Here is a 26,970-nt window from a genome sequence, read left to right as displayed (position 1 = left end):
CGGGGCCTTCACGTGGTCAGATGGCGCCGGTGAAGGTGTCGCAACGGGCCGGGGAGCCCGTGGTGTACCCGGTGGTGAACCAGTGGACCCGCTGCTGCGAGCTGCCGTGGGTCCAGCCTTCCGGGTCGACGCGGCCCTGGGTGCGTTCCTGGATGCGGTCGTCGCCGACGGCTTCCGCGGCGTCGAGGGCTTCGCGGATGTCGGAGTCGGTGAACGGCTTGTCGAAGAAGCCGGTGGTGACGGCGTTCTTGGCCCAGACCCCGGCGTAGCAGTCGGCCTGGAGCTCCAGCCGGACCGAGCCGCTGTCGGCTCCCGTGCTGTCCCGGCCGGCGCGGTTCATGGTGCCCAGCAGGTTCTGCACGTGATGCCCGTACTCGTGGCCGATGATGTACGCCTGCGCGAAGGGGCCGCCCTTGGCGCCGAACCTGTCCTCCAGGTCACGGAAGAAACCGAGGTCGAGGTAGACACCGCGGTCGGCCGGGCAGTAGAACGGGCCCATGGCCGAGGAGGCCCGGCCGCACCCCGTGCTCCAGGTGCCGGAGACCAGGTGGGTTCCGGCCTTGCTGTAGGACTGCTGGTAGTGCTCGGGGAGAGCGCCCTGCCAGTAGCGCTGGATGCTGTTGACCACGCCCACCACACGGCACTTCTCCGACTGGTTGGCGTCGCTGCCCTTCCGGCACTTCGCGCTCAGGTCCTCTCCCTGCTGCTGCGTCGCGGAGTTCGAGCCGCCGCCGTTCAGGAGACCCGCCGGGTTGACACCCAGGAGCAGTGCGACGACCAGGACGACGACGCCGATGACGCCGCCGCCAATGGTGAGCCCGCCTCCGGGAATGCCACCGCCGCCGCTGCCGCGGTCTTCGACCTGAGAAGCATCAAGATCCACGTCATCGCGGAATTCCATGGGTCGTTCGTCTCCTGGGGGTTGGTGATCACCCCCATTCTGCCCGGTGTCGCGGACTGGTCGTGCGAGGGTGGGCGGCGACGCCCCACAGACGCCTCACAGACCGTCAGTTCCGCGGCGCGCAGGCGACCCAGGATCCTACGGCTCCGCGCACCGCGCAGTTCTCGGCGTGTCCCCGGCGCCGCGGGCCAGTGCTGTGTCCGGTCGCAGCACTAGAGACTGAGCGTGACCGCGGCGCCCGCGCCGCCCAGGCCCAGGGCGAGGGCCGCCTCGCTCCAGCCGCCCGCGCCCCATCGGAAGAACCGGTCGACGGCCAGCCGCCCTGGGCCGATGGCGGCGATCCCCAGGGCGACGACGGCGATACACACGTTGTATTCCACTCCGCCGTCCGTCTCCCACAGGCCGTGGACGCCGGTGACGGTCGCCATCGCGTTGATCATGACTCCGATCAGGGCGGCGGCCGCGAGCGGGGTCAGCAGCCCGAAGGCGAGACCGAGGCCGCCCAGGAACTCCGACAGACCGCCGATCGCGGCGAACAGCCTTCCCGGGCAGTAGCCGAGGGCCGCGAACCCCTGACCGGTCGCGGTCAGGCCGCGCCCCCGAAGAGCCCGAACAGCTTCTGCGCGCCGTGCCCGGCCATCAGCAGGCCGAAGGTGAGCCTGATGAGCAGCAGACCGCAGTCGGCGGCGGTCACCGTGACCGCGGCGGCGTGCCGTGCCACCGGCTCGGTGGAACGATCCGTGGAACGAGTGGGTCGGTACAGAATGCGCTTCGACAACATGGGAGTGCTCCGGTAAGAACGCCGGAACGGGCGTTGCCCCCAGCTCGGGCAGGCCGAGGCACCGGTCGGGGGTGAGCCGCGCGGCGGCGCGCGTCCGCTCCGCCCCCAGTACCGATCCTTCCGCAGCGTGCACGGTCGTGCATCTGGGCCTGGCCGGCCCCAGCGCTTGCCGCTTGGGCGGTCCTGCATCCCATTGCGGGCAATCTACGCGCGCATCTTTCCCTGCCGACCCACGAGTCCCGTGTCACCTCCCACAGTTCAGTCGCGTCTTTTTTCAAAACTCCGCCGGGCCCGCGTCGTGAGATCATGGCGTCCCGAGCTACTACAGCCCCGTAGAGGAGTCGCACGCGCATGTTCGACCAGCTGAAGCACCTGAAGGGCAAGGTCGAGGACATCGCCGAAGCCCACGGCGACAAGATCTCCGACGGACTGGAGAAGGCCGGCGACTTCATCGACGGCAAGACGGGCGGCAAGCACAGCAGCACGATCGACACCGTCGTCGACAAGGCGCAGGACGCCGTGGACAAGCTGGGCAAGCACAAGGACTGAGCCGGCGGCACCCGCGGGTGTGACACCTGGTGAGGTCCGTGCGCTTGGCTAGTGGCACCTGTGACACGCGTGCCGAGCGTCGGACTTTCTTGGGGTGGGATGGTGGGTCGCCGAACTGGGCGGGCGAACGCGTTACGGAGCCTGAACCGGCGAGTGTGGCTGACGGGTGGGGCCGCCGTGCTGACGGGGGCCGGAGTCGTCACCTACGCGATGGCGTCTCCGCCCGAACAGCCGCGGGGCCACGAGCGGATACCGGCTGTGCGGACGCTGCGGCCGGCAGACCAGGGCGAGGGGCACTGGGCGCTGCCTCAGTGGGACACGGACAGGTTCAGTGCCGCGCTGCTGACCTGGGACGACCCGCGTGCCGAGCTGGGCGGGACCGCCGAGTTGCGCTCCCGCTCGGTGGCGACCGGCGAGTGGTCGGACTGGCGGAGCCTGCCGGACGACCCGTTGTCCGCCGACGGGGCGGAGGCCCAGCGGGCCGGGGTCCGGGGCGGCACCGCTTCCGTGTGGACCGGTGACGCGGACGGTGTGGAGGTGCGCGTTCTCAGGGGCGACGGCACGCCCGCCACGGGTCTGCCCGCGGGGCTGGACGTGAAGCTGCTGGACCCCGGCACGGGGTCCAGGGGCACGACTGGGTCCGAGGACGCGCCCGGGTCCGCGCCCGCCTCGTCCACCGGGTCCGCTCAGGCCACCGGGTCCGCGCCGGGCGGCGCACCGCGCACCGTCCCGGCCGCGCGTCCGTCGACGGTGGTGCGGCCGCCGGTCATCACTCAGGCGCAGTGGGGAGCCTGGACCGGACACGGCAGCACACCGAGATACGGAACGCGGATCGAGGCCGCGGTCGTCCACGACACCGGGGCCGGCAGCGACAACGAGCTCTCCTGCGCCCAGTCCGGCGCACGGCTGCGCACCCTCCAGCAGGGTCACCTCGCGCGCGGCTACGACGACATCGGCTACAACTTCGTCGTCGACCGCTGCGGTCAGGTCTTCGAGGGCCGTGGTGGCGGCACGGACCTGCCGGTGGTCGGCGCGCACGAGCGCGGTTCCAACACCGGCACGGTCGGCATCTCCTTCATCGGCGACTTCACGACCGCAAAGCCGAGCCCGGTCGCGCGGGACGCCATCGCGCGGATCGTGGCGTGGAAGTTCGGGATGTACGGCATCGACCCGGCCGGCAAGGTCGCGCTGGGCACCGGCAGCGGTGCCCGTGCCGACGGCGGCGGGACCGCCGGGGAGGCCGCCCGGATCGCCGAGCTGGCCGGGACACCGGGGATCTCGCACGCGCCGCCCACCTCCGACTTCAACCGCGACGGCACCGGCGACCTGGCAGCCGGCATGCCCAGGGCGTCGGGCGGCGCCGGCGGCGTGACGGTGATCCCGGGCGGCCTCGACGGCCCGGCCGCAGCCTCGAAGGTGACGATCACCCAGGACAGCACCGGGGTCCCCGGCTCCTCCGCGCCCGGCGACAACTTCGGCGCCGCGACCGCGTGGGGCGACGTCAACGGCGACGGCTACGCCGACCTCGCGATCGGTGTGCCCGGCAAGGACGACGGCCACGGGCACGCGGACCGGGGCGCGGTCACCGTCCTGTTCGGACCCGGTCTGAACTCCGGGTTCTCGTACACCACCTCCGGCGTCGAGCCGGCCGGGTCGCGGTTCGGCTCGGCGGTCGCCGTCGGCGACTTCGACGGCGACGGCCGGGCGGACGTGTTCGCGGCCGGTACCGGCAACGGCGGCACCTGGAGCGTACGGCTGACCGCGGGCGCCACCACCGCCGGGCCGCTGACCAACACCAAGGGCCCGGTCTCCCACCTGGACGCCACGACCGGCGACTTCAACGGGGACGGCTACGCGGACGTCGCCCTCAATTACACCGACAGCGGCGGCACCGGGCGCGTGGTGTGGTTCGCCGGCTCCGCGCACGGGCTGACCGAGCGGGGAGTCCTCCCGGTGCGGGGCGGCCGCTACGTCGCCGCGGGAGACATCGACGGCGACGGCTACGACGACCTCGTCATCGGCCAGCCCCACGCCCCGGAATCGGGCGGTGCGGCAGGGGGCCAGGTCACCGTGGTCCGCGGTGCGGCGACCGGGCTCACGACCAACGGTATGAAGGTCGTCCACCAGGACGGTGTGGGCGTGGCGGGCACCGACCGGGCCGGTGACGGCTTCGGCGAGGCGGTCTCCGTCGGGGACCACGACGCGGACGGCTACGCGGACGTCCTCGTCGGCGCCCCCGGAGAAGGCCTCACCCGCGACGGCGTCCACCACCGCGACGCCGGGCAGGCGACCCTGCTCCGGGGCTCCGCGTCCGGTCTGACGACCACCGGCTCCTTCGCCCTCAACCAGGACACCCCCGGGATCCTGGACGCGGCGGAGACGGGCGACCGGTTCGGTTCCTCCGTCGCCCTGACGGACATGACCGGCCACGGACGCGCGGGGCTCGTCTTCGGCGCGGAAGGAGAGGACGCTGGCAACGGCCTGCTGCTGTACACGCCCGTCAGCGGCACCGGCTTCGGTCTCGCCCGGACCGTCGCCCTGCGCGACACCGTCCTGGGCACACCCGCCGGCGCCCACCTCGGGCAGAACCTGGCGCCCTGACCGTCACGCCGCGATCGGTGGTCGTGTCCACCGGTCGCGGCGGCCAGGGCCGGGCCTCATCCCCGGCGCAGATCCCGGACCCGGCGGATCTTGCCCACCGAGCGCTCCAGGCTCTCCGGATCGACTACGCACACCTCGACGCTGATGCCGACCGAGTCCTTCACCCCCTTGGTGATCGTCCTGGCGGCCGCCTCGCGCTGCTCCGTCCCGGCGCCGGGACGGGCCTCGATGTGGACCGTCATGTGGTCCATGCGGCCGCGCTGGGTCAACTGGATCTGGAAGTGCGGCGCGACGTCGGGCACCCGCAGCACGACCTCCTCGATCTGGCTCGGGAAGACGTTCACACCCCGCAGGATGATCATGTCGTCGCTGCGGCCGGTGATCTTCTCGATACGGCGGAAGGCGGGCCGTGCGGTGCCGGGCAGCAGGCGGGTGAGGTCACGCGTGCGATAGCGGATGATCGGCAGGGCTTCCTTCGTCAGCGAGGTGAACACCAGCTCGCCGCTCTCGCCGTCGGGCAGCACCTCACCGGTGATCGGGTCGACGACCTCGGGACAGAAGTGGTCCTCCCAGACGTGCAGTCCGTCCTTGGTCTCCACGCACTCCTGCGCCACACCCGGGCCCATGACCTCCGACAGTCCGTAGATGTCGACGGCGTGGATGTCCATGCGCTCCTCTATTTCCCGGCGCATGGCCTCCGTCCAGGGCTCGGCGCCGAAGATGCCGACCTTCAGGGAGCTGGTGCGCGGGTCCACGCCCTGCCGCTCGAACTCGTCGAGCAGGGTCAGCATGTAGGAGGGCGTGACCATGATGATCTCGGGCTCGAAGTCCCGGATGATCTGCACCTGGCGCGCGGTCATGCCGCCGGAGGCGGGGATCACGGTGCATCCGGCGCGCTCGGCTCCGTAGTGCGCGCCGAGGCCGCCGGTGAACAGGCCGTAGCCGTAGGAGATGTGGACCTTGTGGCCGCGCCGGCCGCCCGCGGCACGGATGGAGCGGGCGATGAGGTCGGCCCAGGTCGACAGGTCGTTCTCGGTGTAGCCGACCACGGTGGGGCGGCCGGTGGTGCCGCTGGAGGCGTGGATGCGCCGGACCTCGGACATGGGGACGGCGAACATGCCGAAGGGGTAGGTCTCGCGCAGGTCGGCCTTGGTGGTGAAGGGGAAGCGGGCCAGGTCCTCGAGGGAACGGCAGTCGTCGGGGGTCACGCCGGCCCCGTCGAACTTCCTGCGGTACAGCTCGACGTTGTCGTAGGCGTGGCGGAGGGTCGCGCGGAGCCGGCTGAGCTGCACATCGCGGAGCTGCTCGCGGGTCATGCGCTCGCCGCTGTCCAGCAGCTCGTCCGGGAGGGGCTGTCCCAGCCGGGGCCCCTGATCCACCGGGGCCGTCACTTCGCTGCTCATTGCGACTCCTTCGTCTTCTCGCTTCGTAGGCTGCGGCTGCGCCCGCGGAACTCCGCGATCACCTCGTCGCCGCGCCGCACGCTCACGTCGTAGATCCCGCTGCGGCCGTACCGGGTGCGCTCGCAGGCCGTTGCCACGAGGACGTCGCCCTCATGGGCCGGGGCGATGAAGTCGATGTCGGCCGCCGCCGCGACCGTCACGGGTCCGTGGCTGTTGCAGGCGCAGGCGAACGCGGTGTCGGCGAGCAGGAAGAGAAAGCCGCCGTGGGCGATCCGATGCCCGTTGACCATCGCCGGCGTCACGGTCATCCGCACCTCGGCGGTCCCTTCGCCGTGGTGCGTCAGCTCGATGCCGAGATTCCGGGAAGCCAGGTCCGCGGCGAACATCGTCTCGACCGGACCGGGATCGACGTCAGTGGCCTGCGTCACGTTTTCCACCACCTTGTGTACCGACCGAACATTCGGTTAGCGTCGGCAAAGCCAAGTAATCAAGCATCACCACTGCCTGTCAAGAGGTGGACCGCATGCCCCGCACCACTCCCGAGCCCGTCGACTTCTTCGCCCGCCACCGTGAGCTGCTGGAGGCGGCGGTCGCGGCCACCGAGAGCCGGGACCACTGGACTCCGTACCCGGAGTCGCCCAGCAAGTCGGTGTACGGCGAGGAGGCCCCGAAGCTCGGTGAGGCCGCTTTCCGGGACCAGTTGGGCAAGCCGTTCGCGCTGCCCGGGCACCCCGGGGAGGGGACCGTGCAGGCCGCCGAGACCTCCCCCTACGGCTTCGGCCTCGGCATCGGCTACCCCCGGGTCTCGCCCGAGGAGGCGGTGGCCGCCGCCAAGGCCGCCACGGGCCCCTGGCGCGACGCGGGCCCCGATGTACGCGCCGGCGTCGCCGCCGAGATCCTGGCCCGGCTGAACGCGGCCAGTTTCGAGAACGCGCACGCCGTGCAGCACACCACAGGACAGGCCTTCGTCATGGCGTTCCAGGCGGGCGGCCCGCACGCGCAGGACCGCGGTCTGGAGGCCGTCGCCTACGCCTGGGCGGAGCAGAAGCGGCACCCGCGCTCGGCGCGCTGGACCAAGCCCCAGCGCAAGGGCGGGGCGCTGGTGATGGACAAGAAGTTCACGTCCGTCGGACGCGGTGTCTCCCTGCTGATCGCCTGCAACACCTTCCCCACCTGGAACGGCTATCCGGGCCTGTTCGCCAGTCTGGTCACCGGCAACCCCGTGGTGATCAAGCCGCACCCGGGCGCCGTGCTGCCGCTGGCGCTCACCGTGCGCACCGCCCGCGAGGTCCTGGCCGAGGCGGGTTTCGACCCCAATCTCGTGGTCCTGGCCGCCGAGGAGCCCGGCGAGCGCACCGCGGGCTTCCTCGCGCTCCACCCGGACGTCCGCATCATCGACTTCACCGGCTCCACGGAGTTCGGCGACTGGCTGGAGACCAACGCCCGCCAGGCCGCCGTGTACACCGAGAAGGCGGGCCTGAACACGGTCGTCCTGGACTCCACCGACGACTACCGCGGGCTGCTGCGCAATCTCGCCTTCTCGCTGTCCCTCTACAGCGGCCAGATGTGCACCACCCCGCAGAACCTGCTGATCCCCCGCGCCGGCATCGCCACCGACCAGGGCGTCAGGACCGCCGACGAGTTCGCCGCGGATTTGGGCGCCGCGCTGGACAAGCTGCTCGGCGACCCGGAGCGGGCGGCCGGCACGCTCGGCGCCATCGTCAACGACGGTGTGCTCGACCGGCTGGAGAAGGCGGCGGCGCTGGGCACCATCGTGCACGCCTCGCAGCCGGTGGAGCACCCCGAGCACTCGGCGGCCACCGTCCGTACGCCGCTGGTGGCGCGCCTGGACGCGGGGGCGGACGAGGAGACGTACACCCGCGAGTGGTTCGGGCCCGTCTCCTTCGTCATCGCCACCGACTCCACCGAGCACAGCCTGCGGATCTTCCGTGAGACGGTGCGCGCCCACGGCGCGCTGACCGCCGCCGTGCACTCCACGAGCGAAGAGGTCCTCGCCGCCGCCGAGTCGGCGGCCCTGGAGGCGGGAGTGCACCTGTCGGAGAACCTCACCGGCCAGGTCTTCGTCAACCAGTCCGCCGCGTTCAGCGACTTCCACGGCAGCGCCGCCAACCCCGCGGCCAGCGCCACCCTGTCCGACCCCGCGTTCGTCACCGGCCGCTTCGCGACGCTCCAGTCGCGCCGCCCCGTCGCCATCGAGGAGAGCACCCATGCCTGACGAGGTCTATCTGATCGACGGGGCCCGCACCCCGCAGGGCCGCTATGGCGGCGCCCTGGCCTCCGTACGCCCCGACGACCTGGCGGCGCTGGTGGTCGGTGAGGCCGTGCGCCGCGCCGCGATCCCGGCCGAGGCCGTGGACGAGGTGATCCTGGGCGCGGCCAACCAGGCGGGTGAGGACAACCGCGACGTGGCGCGCATGGCCGTCCTGCTCGCCGGGCTCCCGCACACCGTGCCCGGCTACACCGTCAACCGGCTGTGCGCCTCGGGCCTGACCGCGGTCGCCTCGGCCGCCCAGGCGATCCGGTCCGGCGAGGCCGACCTCGTCGTCGCGGGCGGCGTGGAGTCGATGACCCGCGCCCCGTGGGTGATGGAGAAGCCGGGCACCCCGTGGGCCAAACCGGGCGAGCTGCACGACACGTCCCTGGGCTGGCGCTTCACCAACCCGCGTTTCGCCGCCGCCGACCGCGCGGTGCCCGCCGGGGCCGGTCCGGAGACGGTGAAGACGACCCTGTCCATGGGTGAGACGGCCGAGGAGGTCGCCGCGCTCGACGGCATCACCCGCGCCGACTCCGACGCCTTCGCGCTGCGCAGCCACCGGCGGGCCGTCGCCGCGCAGGAGGCCGGGCACTTCGACCGCGAGATCGTCCCGGTCCCGGTGAAGGACGGCCTGGTGGAGCGCGACGAGGGGCCGCGCCCGTCGACGACGCTGGAGAAGCTGGGCTCCCTGCGCACCATCTTCCGCAAGGACGGCATCGTCACCGCGGGCTCGGCCTCCCCGCTGTCCGACGGCGCGGCGGCCCTGGTCGTGGCGAGCGCGGCGGCCGTCGACCGGTACGGGCTCACCCCGCGCGCCCGTGTCGTCACCTCCGCCTCGGCCGGCGTGCAGCCCAACCTCATGGGCCTGGGCCCGGTTCCCGCCACGCAGAAGGCGCTGGGCCGGGCCGGCTGGCAGACCGCCGACCTGGACGCCGTCGAGCTCAACGAGGCCTTCGCCGCGCAGGCGCTGGCCGTCGTACGCCGGCTCAAGCTCGACGAGGACAAGGTCAACGCCGACGGCGGCGCCATCGCGCTCGGCCACCCGCTGGGCTGCTCGGGCGCCCGCATCCTGCTCACGCTGCTCGGCCGCCTGGAGCGCGAGGACGCGCGCCGGGGCCTGGCGACGCTGTGCGTGGGCGTGGGACAGGGCATGGCGATGCTGGTGGAGCGGGTGTGAGCCGGGACGCGTACGAGACGCTGCTCGTCGAGGAGCGCGAGGACCGGGTCGTGGTGACCCTGCACCGCCCCGAGGCGCGCAACGCGATCAGCGGGCTCATGATCCGCGAACTGCACGCGGTGTGCGACCTGTTGGAGGACGATCCGAAGCTGCTCCTGCTCACCGGCCACGGCAACGTGTTCGCGGGCGGCGCGGACATCGCGGAGCTGCTGCGGCGGGGCCGGGACGAGGCGCTTCAGGGGATCAACAGCCGCCTGTTCGAGCGGGTGCGCAGGCTGCCCATGCCGACCGTGGCGGCCGTCGACGGCTGGGCGCTGGGCGGCGGGGCGGAGCTGTCCTACGCCTGCGACATCCGTATCGCGGGACCCGACGCCGTCTTCGGCAATCCGGAGCCGGGGCTCGGCATCCTGGCGGCGGCCGGGGCGTGCTGGCGGCTTCCCGAGCTGGTCGGCGAGTCGGTCGCCAAGCAGGTGCTGCTCGCCGGGCGGAACCTGGACGCCCCGGCGGCCCTGGCCGCGGGTCTGGTCATCGACGTCGTACCGGCGGAGAGGCTGCTGGACGAGGCGCACGCGCTGCTGGACCGCATGGCGCGGTCCTCGGCCACCGCGCTGCGCCTGACCAAGCTCGTCGTCGACGCGCCGGGCGCGCACCCGGTCGCCGACGACCTGGCGCAGGCCGTGCTCTTCGAGGGCCAGGACAAGCAGGACCGCATGACGCGTTTTCTGGCGAAGAAGAACAGGAGCAAGGCATGAGCAGTCCGAGCGTGCCCGCCGTCGTCGGTGTGATCGGCGGCGGCCGGATGGGGGCCGGCATCGCACAGTCGTTCGCGGCCGCCGGCTCGTCGGTGACCGTCGTGGAGAGCAGCGCGCAGGCCGCGGCCGCCGCCGTGGACCGGATCGCCACCGGGCTGCGGCGGGCCGCCGAGCGCGGCCGCCTGGCCGAGCCCGCCGAGCGGGTGCTCGCCCGGGTCACGACCGCCGAGTCCGTGGAGGGGCTGGCGCCGGGCACCGAGCTGGTCGTCGAGGCCGTGCCCGAGAACGCGGCACTGAAGGCCGGGCTGCTCGCCGCGGCCGAGGCGGCGGTGGACGACACGACCGTGCTGGCCACCAACACCAGCTCCCTGTCGGTCACCGACCTGGCCGCGGCGCTGAAGGTGCCGGGCCGCTTCCTGGGCATGCACTTCTTCAACCCCGTGCCCGCCTCCGAACTGATCGAGATCGTCGTGGCGCCGGAGACCTCGCCCGAGGTCGTACGGGCCGCCCTGGACTGGACCCGGGCGCTGGGCAAGAAGGACGTCGTCGTCAACGACTCCCCCGGCTTCGCCAGCAGCCGTCTCGGCCTGGCGCTCGGCCTGGAGGCGATCCGCATGGTCGAGGAGGGGGTGGCGGAGCCGGAGGCGATCGACGACGCGATGAGCCTCGGCTACAGGCACCCCATGGGCCCGCTGCGCCTGACCGACCTGGTCGGGCTCGACGTGCGCCTGGCCATCGCCGAGTATCTGCACGCCACGCTCGGGGAGCGGTTCGCCCCGCCGCAGTTGCTGCGCGACAAGGTCGCCCGAGGCGAACTGGGCCGCAAGTCGGGACAGGGGTTCTACACATGGCATTGAACCCTCCCCCAGCTGAAGCAGGGGGATTTCTGGCTCAAGCAGCTCGTTCGCTCAGCGAGCGAACGAGTCTGACGCTCTCAGCACCAGCCGGGACGGAACCTGCCCGGTTGCCCGTCAAGACAAAGGAGTTGCGCGTGCTTGGCTCTCGCAACGCCCGACAGCCAGGCTACCCGACCGCCCGGGCGATCTTTCGCCTTTTGGGCGAAACTCCGCTCCCTGCCCTGCTCCGCAGGAGTCCCATTCATCCCCCGGCTGAAGCCGGGGGCGTCCTCGGAGGTTACCGGTGACGCCGCCGGAAGCGGCCTCCCCCGACGCGGCGGGGCAGGGTGTCGGCTACCGCGTCGAGGACGGCGTCGCGGTCGTCGAACTGTGCAGGCCCGCCGCGGGCAACGCGCTCGACGCGGCCCTGCGGTCCGGGCTGCTGGCCGCCGTCCGCCGGGTGGCCGGCGACGGGGACGGCGAGCCGGTCCGCGCGGTGCTGCTGACCGCCCAGGGCCGGAACTTCTGCGTCGGACAGGACCTCAAGGAGCACGCCGAGGCCCTGGAGCGCGGCCCGGCGTCGGCGTTCGCCGTGGTGCGCGCCGAGTACAACCCGCTGGTGGAAGCGCTGCACGCGCTGCCTGTGCCGGTGGTCGTGGCGGTCGAGGGCGCGTGTGTCGGGGCCGGGCTGGGTCTCGCTCTGTGCGCCGATGTGCGGGTGGCGTCGCAGGGCGCGCGCTTCTCGACCGCGTTCACCGGGATCGGGCTGGCCGCCGACAGCGGTCTGAGCCTGTCGCTGGCCCAGGCGGTCGGCCCGTCGCGTGCCGCCGCCCTCATGCTGCTCGGCGACCGCTTCGACGCCGAGGACGCACGGCAGTCGGGGCTGGTGCACCGGATCGTGCCCGACGGGCAGGCGGCGGCCGAGGGGCTGGCGCTGGCCCGGCGGCTGGCGGCGGGACCCACCGCCGCGTACGGCGAGGTCAAGGCACTGCTGCGGTACGCGGCGGCCGGGGCGGCGCTGAGCGGGGTGCTGGAGCGTGAGGCGGCGGCCCAGGAGCGCCTCGGCGCCACCGACGACCACCGCGGCGCCGTGCGGTCCTTCCTCGCCAAGGAGAAGCCGTCCTTCGAGGGCCGCTGAGCAGTAGGCCTCTGAAGCGAGGGGCGCCGCACGCGGCGGCGGCCCTCGTACCGCCCGGCGGCCGCGTGCGGTCGGGGCGATCCCGGATCAGGGGTTGCCGGGGCCGGGAAAATTCGACAGACTATTACCCGAACGAATGGTCGGTAGGGAAGCTGGTATCGATGACCACGTCACACGGCGCAGTGTCGAGCGGCGACAGCGCGGAGCAGCGGCTCCAGGAGCAGTTCGACGCGACGATCGCGAAGGACCAGCGGATCGAGCCCCGGGACTGGATGCCCGAGGGCTACCGCAAGACGCTGATCCGGCAGATCGCGCAGCACGCCCACTCGGAGATCATCGGGATGCAGCCCGAGGGTGAATGGATCACCAGGGCCCCCTCGCTGCGCCGCAAGGCCATCCTCCTCGCGAAGGTCCAGGACGAGGCCGGGCACGGCCTGTACCTGTACTCGGCGGCCGAGACCCTGGGCGCCGACCGCGCTGACCTCACCGAGCGCCTCATCGAGGGCCGGCAGAAGTACTCGTCGATCTTCAACTACCCGACGCCGACCTTCGCGGACGTCGGCGTGATCGGCTGGTTCGTCGACGGCGCGGCGATCTGCAACCAGGTGCCGCTGTGCCGCAGTTCGTACGGCCCCTACGCCCGCTCCATGGTGCGGATCTGCAAGGAGGAGTCGTTCCACCAGCGGCAGGGCTACGAGCTGCTGATGACGATGATGCGCGGCACCGACGCCCAGCGCGAGATGGTGCAGGACGCGGTGAACCGCTGGTGGTGGCCGTCCCTGATGATGTTCGGCCCGCCCGACGGCGACTCCCCCAACTCCGCCGCCTCGATGGCCTGGAAAATCAAGCGGCACAGCAACGACGAGCTGCGCCGGCGCTTCGTCGACATGACCGTCCCGCAGGCCGCCAAGCTGGGCGTCACCCTGCCCGACCCCGAGCTGCGCTGGAACGAGGAGCGCGGCCACCACGACTTCGGCACCCCCGACTGGTCCGAGCTCAAGCGCGTGATCAGCGGCGACGGGCCGTGCAACGAGGAGCGCATGGCACGGCGGAAGGCCGCGCACGAGGACGGTGCCTGGGTGCGCGAGGCGGCGTCCGCCCACGCGGCCAAGCGGGCCGCCCGGTCCGGGGCCACCCGGGACGCCGGGAACAACGAGGAAGGAACGGCGGCATGAGCAACACCGAGGGGAAGAAGGACAGCTGGCCGCTGTACGAGGTGTTCGTCCGCGGCAAGCGCGGCCTGAACCACGTGCACGTCGGCTCGCTGCACGCGGCCGACGACGCCATGGCGCTCACCCACGCCCGCGACCTGTACACCCGGCGCAACGAGGGCGTGAGCATCTGGGTGGTGCGCTCGGAGCACATAGCCGCCTCCACCCGCGACGAGAAGGACCCCTTCTTCGCGCCCAGCGCCGACAAGGTCTACCGGCACCCCACCTTCTACGACATCCCCGACGATGTCCCTCACATCTAGGAGCAGGACGGACATGAGCGACGACCACGTCTACCTGTCCCTGGCCGAGGAGCACGGGGAGTCGGACGCCCGCTGGGCCTTCGGCACCGGTTTCGAGGACCCGCTGCACGGCGTCGACACCACCGTGCCGGACACGGTCGAGCCCGCCGAGCTGGCCGCGTACTGCCTCGCCCTCGGGGACGACGCCCTGGTCGGCGCGCAGCGCCTATCCCAGTGGTGCACCCGGGCGCCGGAACTGGAGGAGGAGGTCGCCCTGGCCAACATCGGCCTCGACCTGCTCGGCCAGGCACGGCTGCTGTACGCCCGCGCCGGCCAGGTCGACGGCACCGGCCGGGACGAGGACGCCTACGCCTACTTCCGGGACCCGGCGGACTTCCGCAACGTCCGTCTCGCCGAACTCCCCAACGGGGACTTCGCGTTCTCCGTCACCCGGCTGCTGGTCCTGTCCTGCTGGCGCCTGGCCGTCTTCCAGCGGCTCGCCGCCACCACGCAGGACCCGGTCCTGAAGGCGATCGCCGCCAAGGGCGTCAACGAGCTGGCCTACCACCGGCAGTTCGCGGCGGACTGGGTGGTGCGCCTGGGCGACGGCACGGAGGAGTCCCACCGGCGGATGCGGGCGGCGCTGGCCGCCGTGGCCCCGTACACGGCCGAACTCTTCGCGCCGCGACCGGGCTTCGGCGTCGACCCGGCGGACGTGCGGGAGGAGACGACGGCCGTGCTCGGGCAGGTCCTCGACGCCGCCGGTCTTGAGTCACCCGAGGCCGAGGCGCTGCCCGGTCAGGGCAGGGAAGGCGACCACACCGAGCATCTGGCCCCGCTGCTGGAGGAGTTGCAGAGCGTGGCCCGCGCGCACCCGGAGGCGACATGGTGAGCGCACTGGACGAGCGGCGTGCGCGGCACGTGGCCGAGCAGGTCCCGGACCCGGAGCTGCCCATGCTCACCCTGGCCGACCTCGGCGTGCTGCGCACCGTCGAGCTGCGGCCGGACGGCACGGTCGTCGCCGGGCTGACCCCCACCTACTCCGGCTGTCCCGCGATGGCGGAGATGCGCGCCGACGTGGCCGCGCGACTGCGCGCGGCCGGCTTCTCACAGGTGGAGATCCGTACCGTCCTCGACCCGCCGTGGACGACGGACTGGATCACGGCCGAGGGCCGGCGCAAGCTCACCGAGGCGGGCATCGCGCCTCCCGGCAGCGCGCCCCGGCGCGCCGGCGGACCCGTGCCGCTGGAGCTGTCCGCCATCCGGCGCGCGGTGGCGTGCCCCCGCTGCGGGTCGTCGGACACCGAGGAGACGTCCCGCTTCGCCGCCACCTCCTGCAAGGCACTGTGGCGCTGCCGCAGCTGTCTTGAGCCGTTCGAGTACGTCAAGGAGATCTGATGGCCCCGACCACCACGACGACGGAGACCGACGTGTCCGCCGCCCCCGCGCGGCGGCGCCGCCGTCCGGCCTTCCACCCGCTGCGGGTCGCCGCGGTGCAGCCGCTGTGCTCGGACGCGGCCGCCGTCAGCTTCGACGTACCCGAGGAGCTGGCGCAGGAGTTCGCCTACCGTCCCGGCCAGTCGCTCACGCTGCGCCGCGAGGTCGACGGGCGCGACGAGCGCCGGTCGTACTCCATCTGCTCCCCCGTCGGCGCCCGCCCCCGCATCGGCGTGCGCGTGGTGCCCGGCGGCCTGTTCTCCTCCTGGCTGGTGGAGGACGTCCGCCCCGGCGACACCATCGAGGTGATGGCCCCCACCGGCGCCTTCACCCCCGACCTCGCCGAACCGGGCCATCACGTCCTGATCGCCGCCGGCTCCGGCATCACCCCGATGATGTCCATCGCCGAGTCCGTCCTGGCCGCCGACTCCCGCTCACGGGTCACCCTCTTCTACGGCAACCGCCGTACCGACACGGTGATGTTCGCCGACGAGCTCGCCGACCTGAAGGACCTCTACCCCACCCGCTTCCAGCTCGGGCACGTCCTGTCCCGCGAACCGCGCGAGGCCGAACTCCTCTCGGGGCGCCTGGACTCCGAGCGCCTGGCCGCGCTCATCGACGGGCTCGTCGACGTGAAGAGCGCCGACCACTGGTGGCTGTGCGGCCCGCACGGCATGGTCCGCGACGCGCAGAAGCTGCTCGGGGACCTCGGTGTACCGGCGGACCGCGTCCACCAGGAACTGTTCTTCGCCGACGACGAGCCGATCCGCACGGTCCGCCACGAGGACGCCACGGGCGACGGCCCGGTCAGCCAGGTCACCATCACGCTCGACGGCCGCTCCACCACGTCCCCGCTCTCCCGCGAGACGACGATCCTGGACGGGGCGACGCGGGTACGCCCGGACATGCCCTTCGCCTGCAAGGGCGGCGTGTGCGGCACCTGCCGCGCCCTGGTCACCGACGGCGAGGCCGACATGCGCCGCAACTACGCGCTGGAGCCCTCCGAGGTCGACGCCGGCTACGTCCTGACCTGCCAGACGTTCCCCGTGTCCGACTCCCTGACCGTCGACTTCGACAGCTGAGGCCCACGTGAGGGCGGCGCTCGGCGGTGGCGGCGGCCTGCCGGCTGGATGCGCTCCTCACTCCCCGGGAACGGGCAGGGCCGTACGCACCGCCCCGTGAACGGCGCGGGCCAGGCGCGCGCCCCACAGCGAGCGCGGTCCGGCGAAGGTGTGGAGTTCGTCGCCGTCGCCCGGGGTACGGGCGGCCACGCACACGGCGTCGGTGGGGGTGCCGGAGCAGTCGTAGCCCGCCTCCAGCAGCGCCTGGACCTTGGCCTCGGTCGCGGTGACCACGGCGTTGACCAGTGCGGCGTCCGACAGGGCGGCCGGGAGCGCGGCGACGACGTTGATGGTGCCGGGCGCGCCAGGGCCATCCGTCCCCGGTGCCGGGGAAGCGGCCCATCCGCGCACCCGGATGCCCGCGGTGGCGACCGCGGTGGCACCGCCGTCCTCCGCGCTGCCGTGAGCCGTGACGTCGGCGGCGGTCATCAGACCCACCCCCGCGCCGTCCAGCCCGGCCGCCCCGGCCAGCTCGGCGAGGTGCCGTTCGGGGTCGGTGCGCCGATAGCCGTGGGCCACCTGCGCGTTGAGGACCCAGGCGCGCTCTCCGATACCGCCGCCGAGCACGGCGTTGCTGACCATCCGCCACCCCGGACCGACATGCCACACCAGCGCGGGCAGCCGCAGTCCGTCCTCGGTGCGGGTCAGCCACCGCGGGGCCGGCAGACCGGCAGTTGTGAACGGCGCGACGACGGAGGTCACGAACTCAGCACTCCTTGCTGACGGAACGGGCCCGCTGATGGTACGCGGAGGGGCCCGGGTCCGACGGGCCGGGTCCGACTGCCCGCCCGCACTCTCCCGTCGGCCGGTCAGAACTTGGGCAACGAGGCCTGGCTCCCGACCAGTTCCGCGGCCTCCTCCGGGGTCGCGACGGACGGCGGGGAGCCGTCCAGAGGTCGGCGGGCCGTCTCCTTCATGCACGCCACCGAGATCACGCCGACGCGCGCCGCGGCCATGGAGTAGTACGCGGGCATCAGGTCGCTGCCCGTGACCGAGATCAGCGCGGTGATCACCAGCGGGGTCGTCCCGCCGAAGAGGGAGGCGGAGAGGTTGTAGCCGATGGACAGCGAGCCGTAGCGCACCTGGGTGGGGAACAGGGCGGGCAGCGCCGCGGACATCGTCCCGAGCAGGCACACCAGCGACAGCCCGAGCATCAGTATCCCCGCGGACACCGCGACCAGGCAGCCCTGCTCGACCAGCAGGAACGCCGGTACGGAGAGCAGCAGGAAGCCGAGCATGCCGGTCATCAGGACCGGTTTCCGGCCGAGCCGGTCGGACAGCTTGCCGACCTGGTTGATCAGCAGCATCAGCACCACCATGGTGGCGATCAGGATCAGCAGGCCGTGCGTCTCGGAGTACCCCATCCGGTCCGACAAGCGACATTCCCCACACGGGCACCGGATGTGCCCGCGAGCGGCCGTCCGGGGGTCAGTGCAGACCGATGTGGACCGGGCCGCCGGTGGGCGAGACGTCGTCGAGCAGGCCGGCGGGGACACGGAAGACGCGACCGGGGGCGGCCGGCCAGGCGAGGGTGCGGCGGGCGAGGGTGCGTCCGTCCTGACGGACGGTCACCTTGGGGAAGCGGACGAACTCGTCGGTCCACAGCAGCAGGCGCCCCCGGGCGGGTGCGGGGTCGTTCGGCCGCAGGATCTGCGGGGCGACCCAGCGGAAGGGGGCGTCGGCGGTCAGTCGGACGCCCTCGGCCGGCCGGTCCTCGCCGTTCAGGTGGCGGACGACCTGCTGGGCGACGTGCCTGCCGTCGAGGGCGGCGACGTCGGCGGTGTCGACGGGGTGCAGCAGATTGCCGGCGGCGAAGACGCCGGGGCGGCTGGTGCGCAGCGCCGTGTCGGTGAGGGGGCCGAGGGTGCCTTCGTCGAGGGTGATGCCGGCGGCGCGGGCGAGTTCGTGGTCGGGGATCCAGTCGCCGGTGAAGACGACGGTGTCGCAGGCGACCGTGCGGCGCCGGCCGGTGTCGAGGTGCTCGATCTCCACGGCCTGGCAGCGGCCCTTGCCGATGACCCGGGTGACGCGGGTGCGGGTGGCGACGGGCACGCGCAGCACGGTGCGACCGGCCGCGTTGAAGGCGGCGTAGGACTCCGCCTTCGGGTACTGGCTGACCATGAGGGCGGGGGTGCAGCCGGCCTCGCGCAGGGTGACGGCCGCGGACCAGCTGACGAGTTCGCCGCCGACGATGACGGCCCGCTTGCCGACGGGCTGGTGGTGCAGATGGACGAGGTTCTGCAACTGGCCGGTGGTGTAGACGCCGTGGGGGCGGTCGCCGGGGATGCGGCGTGCGGTGCGGGGCCGTTCGCGGGCGCCGGTGGCCAGCACGATGGCGCGCGGCCGGATGCGGTAGCGCCCGTCGGGGCTGGTGACGTCGACGGTGTCCTCGTCGGCCCAGCCGGTGACCATGGTGCGGGTGCGGATCTCCGCTCCGGCCCGGGTGGCCTGCCGCACGAGGTGGCGGGCGTAGGCGGGTCCGGTCATCACGCGGCGCAGGTCGCGCAGACCGTAGCCGGTGTGGTCGCTGTGCCGGGGGATGCCGCCGGCGTCCTGCTCCCGGTCGACGACCAGGACACGGCCGGCCCGGAGTCCGGCCAGTTCGGCGGCGGCGGTCAGGCCCGCGGGCCCGCCGCCGATGATGAGGACGTCGGGCGTGGTCAGGGGCGGCTGGTGGGTCATCGGTTGTCCTTGTGCTGGCTGCGGCAGCCGTCGTGGGTGTGGTGCTTCTCGCGCAGGGCGGCGACGGCCGCGCCGCAGAAGAAGCCCTGGCAGCGGCCGTTCATCGCGCGGGTGCGGCGGCGCAGTCCCTCCAGGCTGCGGGCGGGTACCGGGGCGTGGCAGGCGTCGCGGATCTCGCCCTCGGTGACCCGTTCGCAGAAGCAGACGATGGTGCCGTAGGCGGGGTCGCGGGCGATGAGGTCGGCGTCCTGGTAGGGGCGCTGGGTGGCTTCGCCGATGTTGGGCATCCGCGGCGGCTCGGGCAGGTCGGCGCGCGGGCGCAGGGTCAGGCCGGCCTCCTCCAGCAGGGTGCGGGCGTGTTCGGCGATGGCGATGCCTGCGGTCAGGCCGGTGGAGCGGATCCCGCCGACGAGGAGGTACCGCTGCTCCGGACCGGCCTCGATGAGGTAGTCGGGGTGGTCGATCGCGGCGCGCAGCCCGGCGTAGCTGGCGGTGACCTCTTCGGCCAGCAGACGCGGCATGAGGCGTTCGCCCTTGGTGAGCAGGAAGTCGAAGCCGTCTTCGGAGGTGGCGGTGTCGGTGCGGTCGGAGAGGTCCTCGGCGGTGGGGCCGAGCATGACGTTGCCGTAGATGGTCGGGGAGATCAGTACGCCCTTGCCCCGGGAAGAGGGCACCGGCAGCACGATCTTGTTCACCATGGGGCGGGTGAGCTTGTCGAAGACGAAGAGTTCACCGCGGCGGGGGGTGACGGTGAAGCGGTCGTGGCCGAAGAGCCGGTCGATGTGGTCGGCGCCGAGACCGGCGGCGTTCACGACCCAGCGGGCCCGTACGTCACCGGCCGAGGTGTGCAGGGTGGTCTCCTCGTCCCCTGCGTCGACGCCGGTCACGGCGTGTTCGAGCAGGATCGCTGTGCCGCGCTGCCGCGCGTCGGTGGCCAGGGCGAGGTTCGTGGTCCAGGTGCAGATGATGGACTCGTCCGGCACGGTCAGGCCGCCCAGCACTCCCTCGCCGAGGTCGGGGACCAGTCGGTAGACGTCGTCGGCGTCGATGATCCGGCAGTGCGGGTAGCCGTTGGCCTCGGCCTTCTCCTTCAGTCCGGGCAGCGCGCCGAGTTCCTCGTCGGTCCAGGCCACCAGCACGGCACCGGTGTGTTCGACGGGGATGGCGGTGGCTTCGGCGTAGGCGCTCAGCAGGTGGTAGCCGCGCGCGACCAGGCGGGATTCGAGCGTGCCGGGTTTGGCGTCGAAGCCGGTGTGCAGGATCGCGGTGTTCGCCTTGCTGGTGGCGTCGCCGACGTCGTCGCGGGCGTCGAGCAGCGCGACGCGGACGTCGTAGCCGGACAGTTCGCGTGCGATCGCCGCGCCGACGATGCCTCCGCCGATCACCGCGACGTCGTAGACGTCGTCGTGCGGGCGGTGCGGGGTGGCGGTCATGAATGGTCTCCCTCGGTGGCGCGGGCCGTCGCGGCCTGCGCCCATGCGGTGCGGAACTCCTCGGCCCGGTCGGCGGACCAGCGGGGTTCGTAAACGGTGCTCGGCTGCCAGTCGCCGACGGCTTCTTCGAGCCCGAGCACCGGATCGAGGGCGCAGCGGGCCAGTGCGGCCGCCCCCAGAGGGGTGGCGTGGGCGTGGGGGTAGATGTCGACCGGCATCTGCGCGATGTCGGCCTGGGCCTGCATGAGGACGGCGGAGTTGGTCAGTCCGCCGTCAGCGCGCAGCTGGGTCAGGGGCCGGCCGAGGTCCTTGGCGACCAGGGCGCCCAGTTCGGCGACCTGCGCGGCGATTCCCTGGAGCACGGCGAGGACGAGGTGTTCGCGTCGGCTGGCCAGGGTCATGCCGGTGAAGGAGGCGGTGGCCTCCGGTGCCCACCAGGGGGCGGCGAGGCCGGCGAACGCGGGCACGCACAGCACCCCTTCGGCGTCGGCCGCCGCCAGCGTGTCCAGGTCGGTCGCGGACTGGATGAGGCCGAGGTCCTGGAGCCAGCGCACCGCCGAGGCGACGGTGTAGACCTGGCCGTCCACGCAGTACGGCGTCCGGCCGGCCGCCCGCCAGGCCACCGAGGTGGTCAGTCCCGCGCTGGAGCGCACCGGGTTCAGGCCGGTGTTCGCCAGCAGGAACGCGCCGGTGCCGTACGTGCATTTCGCGGTGCCCGGCTCCAGGCAGCGCTCCGCGACCAGGGCCGCCTGCTGGTCGACGATCAGCCCGGCCACCGGCATCTCCTGGCCGAAGGCCCGGGTGGTGCCGACGACCTCGTCGCAGGCGGCGATGCGGGGCAGCCGTTCGCCGCCGAGACCGAACAGGTCCAGGAGTCCCTCGTCCCAGGCGGCGGTGTCCAGGTCGAGGACGAGTGAGCGGCTGGCGGTGACGGCGTCGGTGACGAACTCCCCCGTGAGGTGGTGCACCAGCCAGGTGTCGGTGGTCGTCACCACCCCGTCGCGGGTGAGGTTGCGCCGCAGCCAGGCCATCTTGGGCGCGGAGAAGTACGGGTCGAGGACGAGGCCGGTGCGCCGGGCGACACTCTCGGCGTGCTCGGCCAGTTCGTCGCAGACGCTCTGCGCGCGCCGGTCCTGCCACACGAGCGCCTGGGTCAGGGGTGTTCCGGTGGCCGGGTCCCAGGCCAGGACCGTCTCGCCCTGGTTGGCGAGGGCGATGCAGGCGATGGGACGGCCGGCCGCGCTCACCGCGCGGCGGCCGGCGTTGAGGACGGAGTCGAGCAGTTCGTGCGGGTTCTGCTCGACCCCGCCGCCGTTCAGGTAGGTGGGGCGGACGGTCTCCTCGGCGATGGCGACGGTTCCCTCCTCGGGGTCGACCACGATGGCCTTCGTGCCCGAGGTGCCCTGGTCGATGGCGAGGATCGCGGTCATCGTGCGCTCCCTTCCCCGACGGCGCCCGCGGACGTGCCGTCGGCGGTGTCCAGGGCGCGGTCGACGTCAGCCATGTCCGGCATGGTCAGCCCCTCGCGCCCGCGCCGGATCAGCAGACCGGTGAAGTAGACGGCACCGATCGCGACCAGGACGAGGACGTAGGTCCACGGGGCACGGAAGGAAGCATCCCGGAAGATCAGCAGCTCGTACACCAGCCAGACGCCCGCGACGACCAGCACCGGCACCTCCCAGCGGCCCAGCGAGAAGCCCTGGGACGCGGGCAGGGAGCGGCGCTTGATGGCGTACATCGCGACGGTTCCGGCGTAGATGAGGGCGGGCAGCAGGGTTCCGGCGGAGAACAGCTGGAAGAGCGCGTCGGTGGAGTGGGAGAAGACCGCGAGGATGATCTGCGCGATGAGCATCATGAACACCGAGGCGTACAGGGGCGTGGCGGTGCGCCGGTCGAGGCGCTTGAGGAGCCGCCAGCCGGGGAAGCGCTCGTCGCGGGACATCGCGTAGACCAGGCGAGTGCCGCTGAGGGTGATCACCAGTCCGCAGGAGAAGATCGACACGACGACCAGGACCAGCAGGATCTTGCCGACGACCGAGCCGAGCACGGCGGTGATGACGGTGGCCACGGGAGTGGCCGACGCGCCGACACCGTCGACCCGGCCGGCCGCCGCGGTGACCGCCACCAGGAACAGGAAGCCGAGCACGCCCAGCGAGAGCACGGCCTGGACCATGGCCTTGGGGATGACCCGGGCCGGGTTCTTGGTCTCCTCGGCCAGGTTGGCCGCCGACTCGAAGCCGACGATGGTGAACGCGCCGAGCAGGAACGCCAGGGCGAACGGTCCGGCCGTTGTGCCGCCGCCCAGGGCGTAGTAGCCGCTCTCGGGGACGGTCCCGGTGTCGAAGAGGTGCCCGAAGTCGAGCTTGCCGGTGAAGGCGCCCACCGCGAACAGCAGCACGGTCAGGGCGATCATGCCGACGAGCTGCACGGTCACGGCCACGCTGTTGACCCGGTGGGTGGTGCGGGTGGAGGCGGCGACGAGGAGGGCCTGGAGCAGTACGACGCCGGCGGTGATCACCCAGGCGTTCTGCGTGGTGCCGACATAGCGGAACAGCTCCGGAAGGATGGTGGAGGCGATCGTGTAGTCGACGGCGACCAGGACCACGCCCAGGAAGGCGAACGAGATCCATCCCATGATCCAGCCCCATACCGGGCCCACGATCCGTGACACCCACTGGTACGAGTAGCCGCTGATCGGGATGCGTGCGGCGAGGGCGCCGAAGACCAGCGCGATGGAGAGCTGGCCGATCACGGAGATCGGCCAGGCCCAGATGCCCCGTGGGCCGGAGGTCGCGAGCACCGAGCCGTAGGTGGTGAAGATGCCGGTGGCGATGGAGACGAACCCGAAGGCCACGGAGAACGAGGCGTACCAGCCGAGCTCCCGCGCCATCCGCGGCTTGGGCTCACCCTCGCCCGGGGCGCCTGTTCCTGATCTGTGGGGACCTGATTCTGCGTGTGCCATGACTCTTTTCCCTGCTTCAGAGTGCCCCGCCGTGGAGTGCGAGAGCCAGTGAACGTGAGCAACCGAACCCGGTCGGCTGTGCGGGCACGCCCCGCCCGGGGTCTGCCGGGGCCTGTCCGCCTGAGGGGCGGCGGGGCCCGCGATGGTGCACAGGGCCGTGGCCGAAGCGGTCTCGGCAACCCACTGCATGACCGTTTCTGTGGATCATTGACCGTGTGTTACCGGAAGTGTGGACCCTTGCCCGACAGTCGTCAAGGGCCGTTCACCGTGCACGGCGGCCAAGGGGCGTATGCGAAGGCGAGGAAGCTTGGCCCGGACACGGCAGCGGCCGACCGTAGAATGCAGTCACAGGTCCACAGAAACGGTCACTTGCCCCAGGAGGTGGGATGTGCTCGCCGCCGAGCGCCACCGCAGAATCGTCGCCGAGATCGCCCGGCTGAAGTTCGTCACCACCGACGACCTGACCACGTTGCTCGGCGTCTCCCACGAAACGATCCGCAGGGACCTCGCCCTGCTCGAGCGGCGCGGCGAGCTCTCCCGGGTGCACGGCGGCGCCACCAGCGCCCAGGCACCGGTCGGGGAGGAGGCGCCCTTCAGCGAACGCAGCGGCAGCCTCGCGGCGGAGAAGGAGACCATCGGCCGGGCGGCGGCGGCACTCATCGAGCCGAACCAGACCATCGTCATCGACGTCGGCACCACGGCTCTGGAGGTGGCCCGCGCACTGCCCGCCGACCACGCCGGGGTCATCGCCACCCCGTCCCTGCTCGTGGCCGCGGAGGTCAGCACACGCCCCCGGGTGGAGGTCCTGGTCAGCGGGGGGCGGCTCAGGCCGGGCGACCTCGCCTGCTCCAACGCCCAGGCGGTGGAGTTTTTCGGCAACCTGCGCGCGGACGCCGTCTTCCTCGGGTCGGGCGGGATAGCCCCCTACGGCCTCACCGACTTCCACCTCGACGAGGTCGCCACCAAGCGGGCCATGCTCGCCAACGCCTCCCACCGCTATGTGCTGGCCGACTCGAGCAAGTTCGGCCGCACGGCCGCCCACCGCGTATGCGAGCTGGACGGCTTCGACACCCTCGTCACCGACCGGCCCTGCCCGGCCGATCTGCGCACCGCCCTCACCCGGGCCGGGGCGACGGTCGTCGTGGGGTGATCCGCCCGGACTTCGGCCGGCCCGCGCGGCAGGGACCGGCAAGCCCGGGCCACCGCCACGGGCGCCAGGGATGGGGCGCCCGGAGCGGAAGGCGGGGCCGGACTACTTGCAGAGTTCCAGGCCGCGGCTGATGACCGCGCCGAGGGAGATGTTCTTGCCGGGGTTGTTGGGGTCGCCGGCCCAGATGGGGTCGGGGCCGGGGTGCTTCTGCCGGGCGCGGCTGTTGAGGCCGTAGGTGCCTTCGGCGGTGATGAAGGTGACGGCCTCGCCGGCGCAGGCGAGGTTGCCGGAGGCGACGGTGAACGGCCAGGGGGTGATGGTCCGTTCGGTGACGTAGCCCGTCGAGTCGCCGTCGCCCTGGGTGGTGGCGGGCTGGGCGTTTTCAGTGGTGTTGCGGTCGGCTGTGCCGGTGCCGCCGGTGCAGCCGGTCAGGGTGAGACAACCGAAGACTGCGGCCGCAACGGCGGTGACACGGATGCGCATGGTCCCCCTTGGACATGTCGTGGGGCTGAAAACAACATCATCTGGCTGGTTAACAACAACGGTGGAGGTGATGTCGGCTCTGTGATGGGATCGTGACGGTCAGTTGGGGCGGCGGCCTCGGACAGGGGTTCCGCGGTCCGGCCGGACCGGGGGCAGCGGTCCGGCCGGACCGCGGAGACGACGCAGGACGATTGGCGGCCAAGGACGCTCGGTGGCTCATCTTTTGCGGTGCCGCACAGGTTGATACAGAACAAAAAGGTGCGATTTGGTGACGTGTCCGACCATGGCCGACCATGGGGTCCGTCCCGGCCATCCCGGGCACCAGTTCGAAGAGAGGCGCACCACCCATGCACGTCACCGGAACCGCCCCTCCGGGGGTTCCTCACACGTGCTCTGACCTGTGGTTTCCCTCCGACCTGCGGAAACTACCACCGCTTCGGCCCGCATCAGCCCGTCCCGGCCCGCCTTGGGCCGCTCTTCTTGCGGTTGGCGGCCTGGTCGGCCTTCTCCGGGATGACACCGCGGATGCGGCGTCGCCGCAGGTAGGCGCGGTTGGCGCGGGAGGAGTACGCCTTGTCCGCGGCGACGGCGCCGGGCCGGGTGCGCGGGCGGCCGGCCGGGCCACGCACCTTGATGCCCTCCAGTACCGGGACGAAGCGTGGGCTGTCAGCGGCCTGTCCCGGAGTGAGGACGAACGACAGCGGCCGGCACCGGCGTTCGGCCGCGAGGTGGGTCTTGGTGGTCAGTCCACCCCGGGAACGGCCCAGTTCAGCCGCACGGAGCCGGGCTCTGCGCCTCCGCCGTAAACGCCGCCGTTCCTCACGCACCACGTCGTCGCCGTCCTCGTCCGACGGAGTTACCGGTGTGCTTTGCCCCTTTCGAGAAGCCCTTTTTCCTCGGTGACAGCCTTCTCCAGCTCGTCCAGCAGTTCGGGCTCGACGGCCATACCCGCCGCGTGATGATGAGCGCGCGCGACCGTGGAATCCACGCTGACCAGGTCGAGATCGACCTGTCCACGGGCCGCCGCCTCGGCGATCATTCCCTCCATCAGCGTCTGGAAGGTCCCGGCCAGAGCCCAACGCTGGAACGCGCCGTAAACGGTCGACCAGGAGCCGTACTCCTGCGGCACGTCCCGCCACGGGCACCCAGCCCTGAACCGCCACATCACGGCGTTGAACAGCCGCCGCAGGTCAGGAACCGGGCCGTGCTCGCCCACCGGCAAGAATGGCTCGACCAACTCCCACTCGGCATCAGAGAGATCACCACGCGCCACCCCCGACAACTACCAGGCCCAGCCGCCCGCCACCGGCGAATCCCAAAACCAATGATCCGAACCTGGAACAGGCCCTAGTACTCCAGCCGGACTTCGGTATTTGTGCTGATCAGCGGCCTGGTGGCGGGGAGTTTAGCCGGGGTGTCACGTGCGTGTGAGGGCTTTTTCCATCTGGTGCCGGCGAACAGGTAGCCGCGTCGCATGTAGTGGTAGTGGCGGGCGCGTGCCTGGTGACGTCGCCTCCACCGTGACCAGTTCACGGCGTGATCACGGTGTTCTCGGGGCGGACGGCCAGTTGCCAGAAGACGGCGGATCTCGGCCGGTGTGAGGTCCACGAGGTCGGGAGTGTCGTTGTCACGACCCCCTTTTCGCGCTCCAGGGTGGCCATAGCGGCGAGGAAGGCATGGGCGAGCATGGCGAGGGTGATGTGCCGGTACCAGCTGGTGTAACGGCGAACCTCGTACTCGTCGAGGCCGCATTCGTTCTTGGCGGTCTGGAAGCACTCTTCGATCTTCCAGCGGCACCCGGCAATCCGGACGAGGTCCGCGAGAGTGGCGTCGAGC

General features: G+C 72.1%; 22 protein-coding genes and 4 pseudogenes. 13 read left to right on the top strand and 13 right to left on the bottom strand.

Annotated features, from left to right (window positions below; translation table 11 throughout):
* Positions 1-16: 16 nt before the first annotated feature.
* Positions 17-901, bottom strand: a complete 885-nt coding sequence (locus ACIQFZ_RS36290) for a neutral zinc metallopeptidase (protein WP_402693223.1) — start codon at positions 899-901, stop codon at positions 17-19.
* A gap of 212 nt (positions 902-1,113) precedes the next feature.
* A pseudogene (locus tag ACIQFZ_RS36285) lies at positions 1,114-1,682 on the bottom strand (DoxX family protein).
* 351 nt (positions 1,683-2,033) lie between these two features.
* Here ACIQFZ_RS36285 and ACIQFZ_RS36280 point away from each other — a divergent pair.
* Positions 2,034-2,231, top strand: coding sequence for an antitoxin (locus ACIQFZ_RS36280; protein ID WP_402693222.1), 198 nt, complete (start codon positions 2,034-2,036; stop codon positions 2,229-2,231).
* 153 nt (positions 2,232-2,384) lie between these two features.
* Positions 2,385-4,832: an FG-GAP-like repeat-containing protein gene (locus tag ACIQFZ_RS36275; protein ID WP_402693221.1), complete on the top strand. Its 2,448-nt coding sequence runs from the start codon at positions 2,385-2,387 to the stop codon at positions 4,830-4,832.
* Between the two features lie 56 nt (positions 4,833-4,888).
* Here ACIQFZ_RS36275 and paaK read toward each other — a convergent pair whose 3' ends face one another.
* Positions 4,889-6,235 (bottom strand): phenylacetate--CoA ligase PaaK, encoded by a 1,347-nt coding sequence (paaK, locus tag ACIQFZ_RS36270; RefSeq protein WP_383061480.1) that lies wholly within the window; start codon positions 6,233-6,235, stop codon positions 4,889-4,891.
* On the bottom strand, positions 6,232-6,663 hold the full coding sequence (gene paaI, locus ACIQFZ_RS36265) for a hydroxyphenylacetyl-CoA thioesterase PaaI (protein WP_365430886.1): 432 nt from the start codon (positions 6,661-6,663) through the stop codon (positions 6,232-6,234). Before paaI ends, paaK begins: the two co-directional genes overlap by 4 nt.
* 95 nt (positions 6,664-6,758) lie before the next feature.
* Between paaI and paaN the strand changes: the two genes are divergently transcribed.
* From paaN to paaE, 10 genes are all read left to right on the top strand, one after another.
* On the top strand, positions 6,759-8,471 hold the full coding sequence (gene paaN / locus ACIQFZ_RS36260; RefSeq protein WP_383061482.1) for a phenylacetic acid degradation protein PaaN: 1,713 nt from the start codon (positions 6,759-6,761) through the stop codon (positions 8,469-8,471).
* Positions 8,464-9,687 carry a thiolase family protein gene (locus tag ACIQFZ_RS36255; RefSeq protein ID WP_376548263.1) on the top strand — a complete coding sequence of 408 codons (1,224 nt, stop codon included), beginning with the start codon at positions 8,464-8,466 and terminating at the stop codon, positions 9,685-9,687. The genes paaN and ACIQFZ_RS36255 overlap by 8 nt, the downstream gene beginning before the upstream one ends.
* A complete protein-coding gene (locus ACIQFZ_RS36250) occupies positions 9,684-10,439 on the top strand; it encodes an enoyl-CoA hydratase/isomerase family protein (protein ID WP_361413925.1) in 756 nt (251 codons plus the stop codon). The genes ACIQFZ_RS36255 and ACIQFZ_RS36250 overlap by 4 nt, the downstream gene beginning before the upstream one ends.
* The gene (locus ACIQFZ_RS36245) at positions 10,436-11,296 is read left to right on the top strand and encodes a 3-hydroxyacyl-CoA dehydrogenase family protein (protein WP_376653649.1); all 861 of its coding nucleotides are present in this window, start codon (positions 10,436-10,438) and stop codon (positions 11,294-11,296) included. The genes ACIQFZ_RS36250 and ACIQFZ_RS36245 overlap by 4 nt, the downstream gene beginning before the upstream one ends.
* 283 nt (positions 11,297-11,579) lie before the next feature.
* The gene (locus ACIQFZ_RS36240; RefSeq protein ID WP_383061485.1) at positions 11,580-12,413 is read left to right on the top strand and encodes an enoyl-CoA hydratase/isomerase family protein; all 834 of its coding nucleotides are present in this window, start codon (positions 11,580-11,582) and stop codon (positions 12,411-12,413) included.
* 161 nt (positions 12,414-12,574) lie between these two features.
* Complete coding sequence (gene paaA, locus ACIQFZ_RS36235; RefSeq protein ID WP_365427148.1) at positions 12,575-13,588, top strand: 1,2-phenylacetyl-CoA epoxidase subunit PaaA; 1,014 nt, start codon at positions 12,575-12,577, stop codon at positions 13,586-13,588.
* Positions 13,585-13,887, top strand: a complete 303-nt coding sequence (paaB, locus tag ACIQFZ_RS36230; RefSeq protein WP_361413914.1) for a 1,2-phenylacetyl-CoA epoxidase subunit PaaB — start codon at positions 13,585-13,587, stop codon at positions 13,885-13,887. The genes paaA and paaB overlap by 4 nt, the downstream gene beginning before the upstream one ends.
* Before the next feature lie 13 nt (positions 13,888-13,900).
* Positions 13,901-14,758, top strand: a complete 858-nt coding sequence (gene paaC / locus ACIQFZ_RS36225) for a 1,2-phenylacetyl-CoA epoxidase subunit PaaC (RefSeq protein WP_365427145.1) — start codon at positions 13,901-13,903, stop codon at positions 14,756-14,758.
* Positions 14,752-15,264 carry a 1,2-phenylacetyl-CoA epoxidase subunit PaaD gene (gene paaD, locus ACIQFZ_RS36220; RefSeq protein WP_376407550.1) on the top strand — a complete coding sequence of 171 codons (513 nt, stop codon included), beginning with the start codon at positions 14,752-14,754 and terminating at the stop codon, positions 15,262-15,264. The genes paaC and paaD overlap by 7 nt, the downstream gene beginning before the upstream one ends.
* Entirely contained in the window at positions 15,264-16,385 is a 1,122-nt protein-coding gene (gene paaE / locus ACIQFZ_RS36215; RefSeq protein WP_365427139.1) for a 1,2-phenylacetyl-CoA epoxidase subunit PaaE, read from the top strand. The genes paaD and paaE overlap by 1 nt, the downstream gene beginning before the upstream one ends.
* A 57-nt stretch (positions 16,386-16,442) precedes the next feature.
* Here paaE and ACIQFZ_RS36210 read toward each other — a convergent pair whose 3' ends face one another.
* From ACIQFZ_RS36210 to ACIQFZ_RS36185, 6 genes and pseudogenes are all read right to left on the bottom strand, one after another.
* On the bottom strand, positions 16,443-17,126 hold the full coding sequence (locus ACIQFZ_RS36210; RefSeq protein ID WP_376653646.1) for an adenosylcobinamide amidohydrolase: 684 nt from the start codon (positions 17,124-17,126) through the stop codon (positions 16,443-16,445).
* A 107-nt stretch (positions 17,127-17,233) separates the two neighbouring features.
* Positions 17,234-17,800, bottom strand: a pseudogene (locus tag ACIQFZ_RS36205) (MFS transporter); the annotation flags it as partial.
* 52 nt (positions 17,801-17,852) lie between these two features.
* Positions 17,853-19,106 carry an NAD(P)/FAD-dependent oxidoreductase gene (locus tag ACIQFZ_RS36200; RefSeq protein WP_402693220.1) on the bottom strand — a complete coding sequence of 418 codons (1,254 nt, stop codon included), beginning with the start codon at positions 19,104-19,106 and terminating at the stop codon, positions 17,853-17,855.
* Entirely contained in the window at positions 19,103-20,539 is a 1,437-nt protein-coding gene (locus tag ACIQFZ_RS36195) for an NAD(P)/FAD-dependent oxidoreductase (protein WP_402693219.1), read from the bottom strand. The genes ACIQFZ_RS36200 and ACIQFZ_RS36195 overlap by 4 nt, the downstream gene beginning before the upstream one ends.
* Positions 20,536-21,969, bottom strand: coding sequence for an FGGY family carbohydrate kinase (locus ACIQFZ_RS36190; RefSeq protein WP_402693218.1), 1,434 nt, complete (start codon positions 21,967-21,969; stop codon positions 20,536-20,538). The genes ACIQFZ_RS36195 and ACIQFZ_RS36190 overlap by 4 nt, the downstream gene beginning before the upstream one ends.
* Complete coding sequence (locus ACIQFZ_RS36185) at positions 21,966-23,429, bottom strand: amino acid permease (protein WP_365779060.1); 1,464 nt, start codon at positions 23,427-23,429, stop codon at positions 21,966-21,968. Before ACIQFZ_RS36185 ends, ACIQFZ_RS36190 begins: the two co-directional genes overlap by 4 nt.
* A 460-nt stretch (positions 23,430-23,889) precedes the next feature.
* On the opposite strand from ACIQFZ_RS36185, the gene ACIQFZ_RS36180 reads away from it, so the two are divergent.
* Positions 23,890-24,651, top strand: coding sequence for a DeoR/GlpR family DNA-binding transcription regulator (locus ACIQFZ_RS36180; protein WP_402693217.1), 762 nt, complete (start codon positions 23,890-23,892; stop codon positions 24,649-24,651).
* Positions 24,652-24,753: 102 nt separating this feature from the next.
* On the opposite strand, the gene ACIQFZ_RS36175 is transcribed toward ACIQFZ_RS36180, so the two are convergent.
* From ACIQFZ_RS36175 to ACIQFZ_RS36165, 3 genes and pseudogenes are all read right to left on the bottom strand, one after another.
* Entirely contained in the window at positions 24,754-25,134 is a 381-nt protein-coding gene (locus tag ACIQFZ_RS36175; protein ID WP_383061491.1) for a DUF2511 domain-containing protein, read from the bottom strand.
* 464 nt (positions 25,135-25,598) lie between these two features.
* Positions 25,599-26,407, bottom strand: a pseudogene (locus ACIQFZ_RS36170) (transposase); the annotation flags it as partial.
* 256 nt (positions 26,408-26,663) lie between these two features.
* Positions 26,664-26,970, bottom strand: a pseudogene (locus ACIQFZ_RS36165) (IS701 family transposase); the annotation flags it as partial.

It is taken from the genome of Streptomyces sp. NPDC093064 (assembly GCF_044754605.1).
Lineage (GTDB): Bacteria > Actinomycetota > Actinomycetes > Streptomycetales > Streptomycetaceae > Streptomyces.
This window is presented reverse-complemented; position numbering and strand designations above follow the sequence as displayed.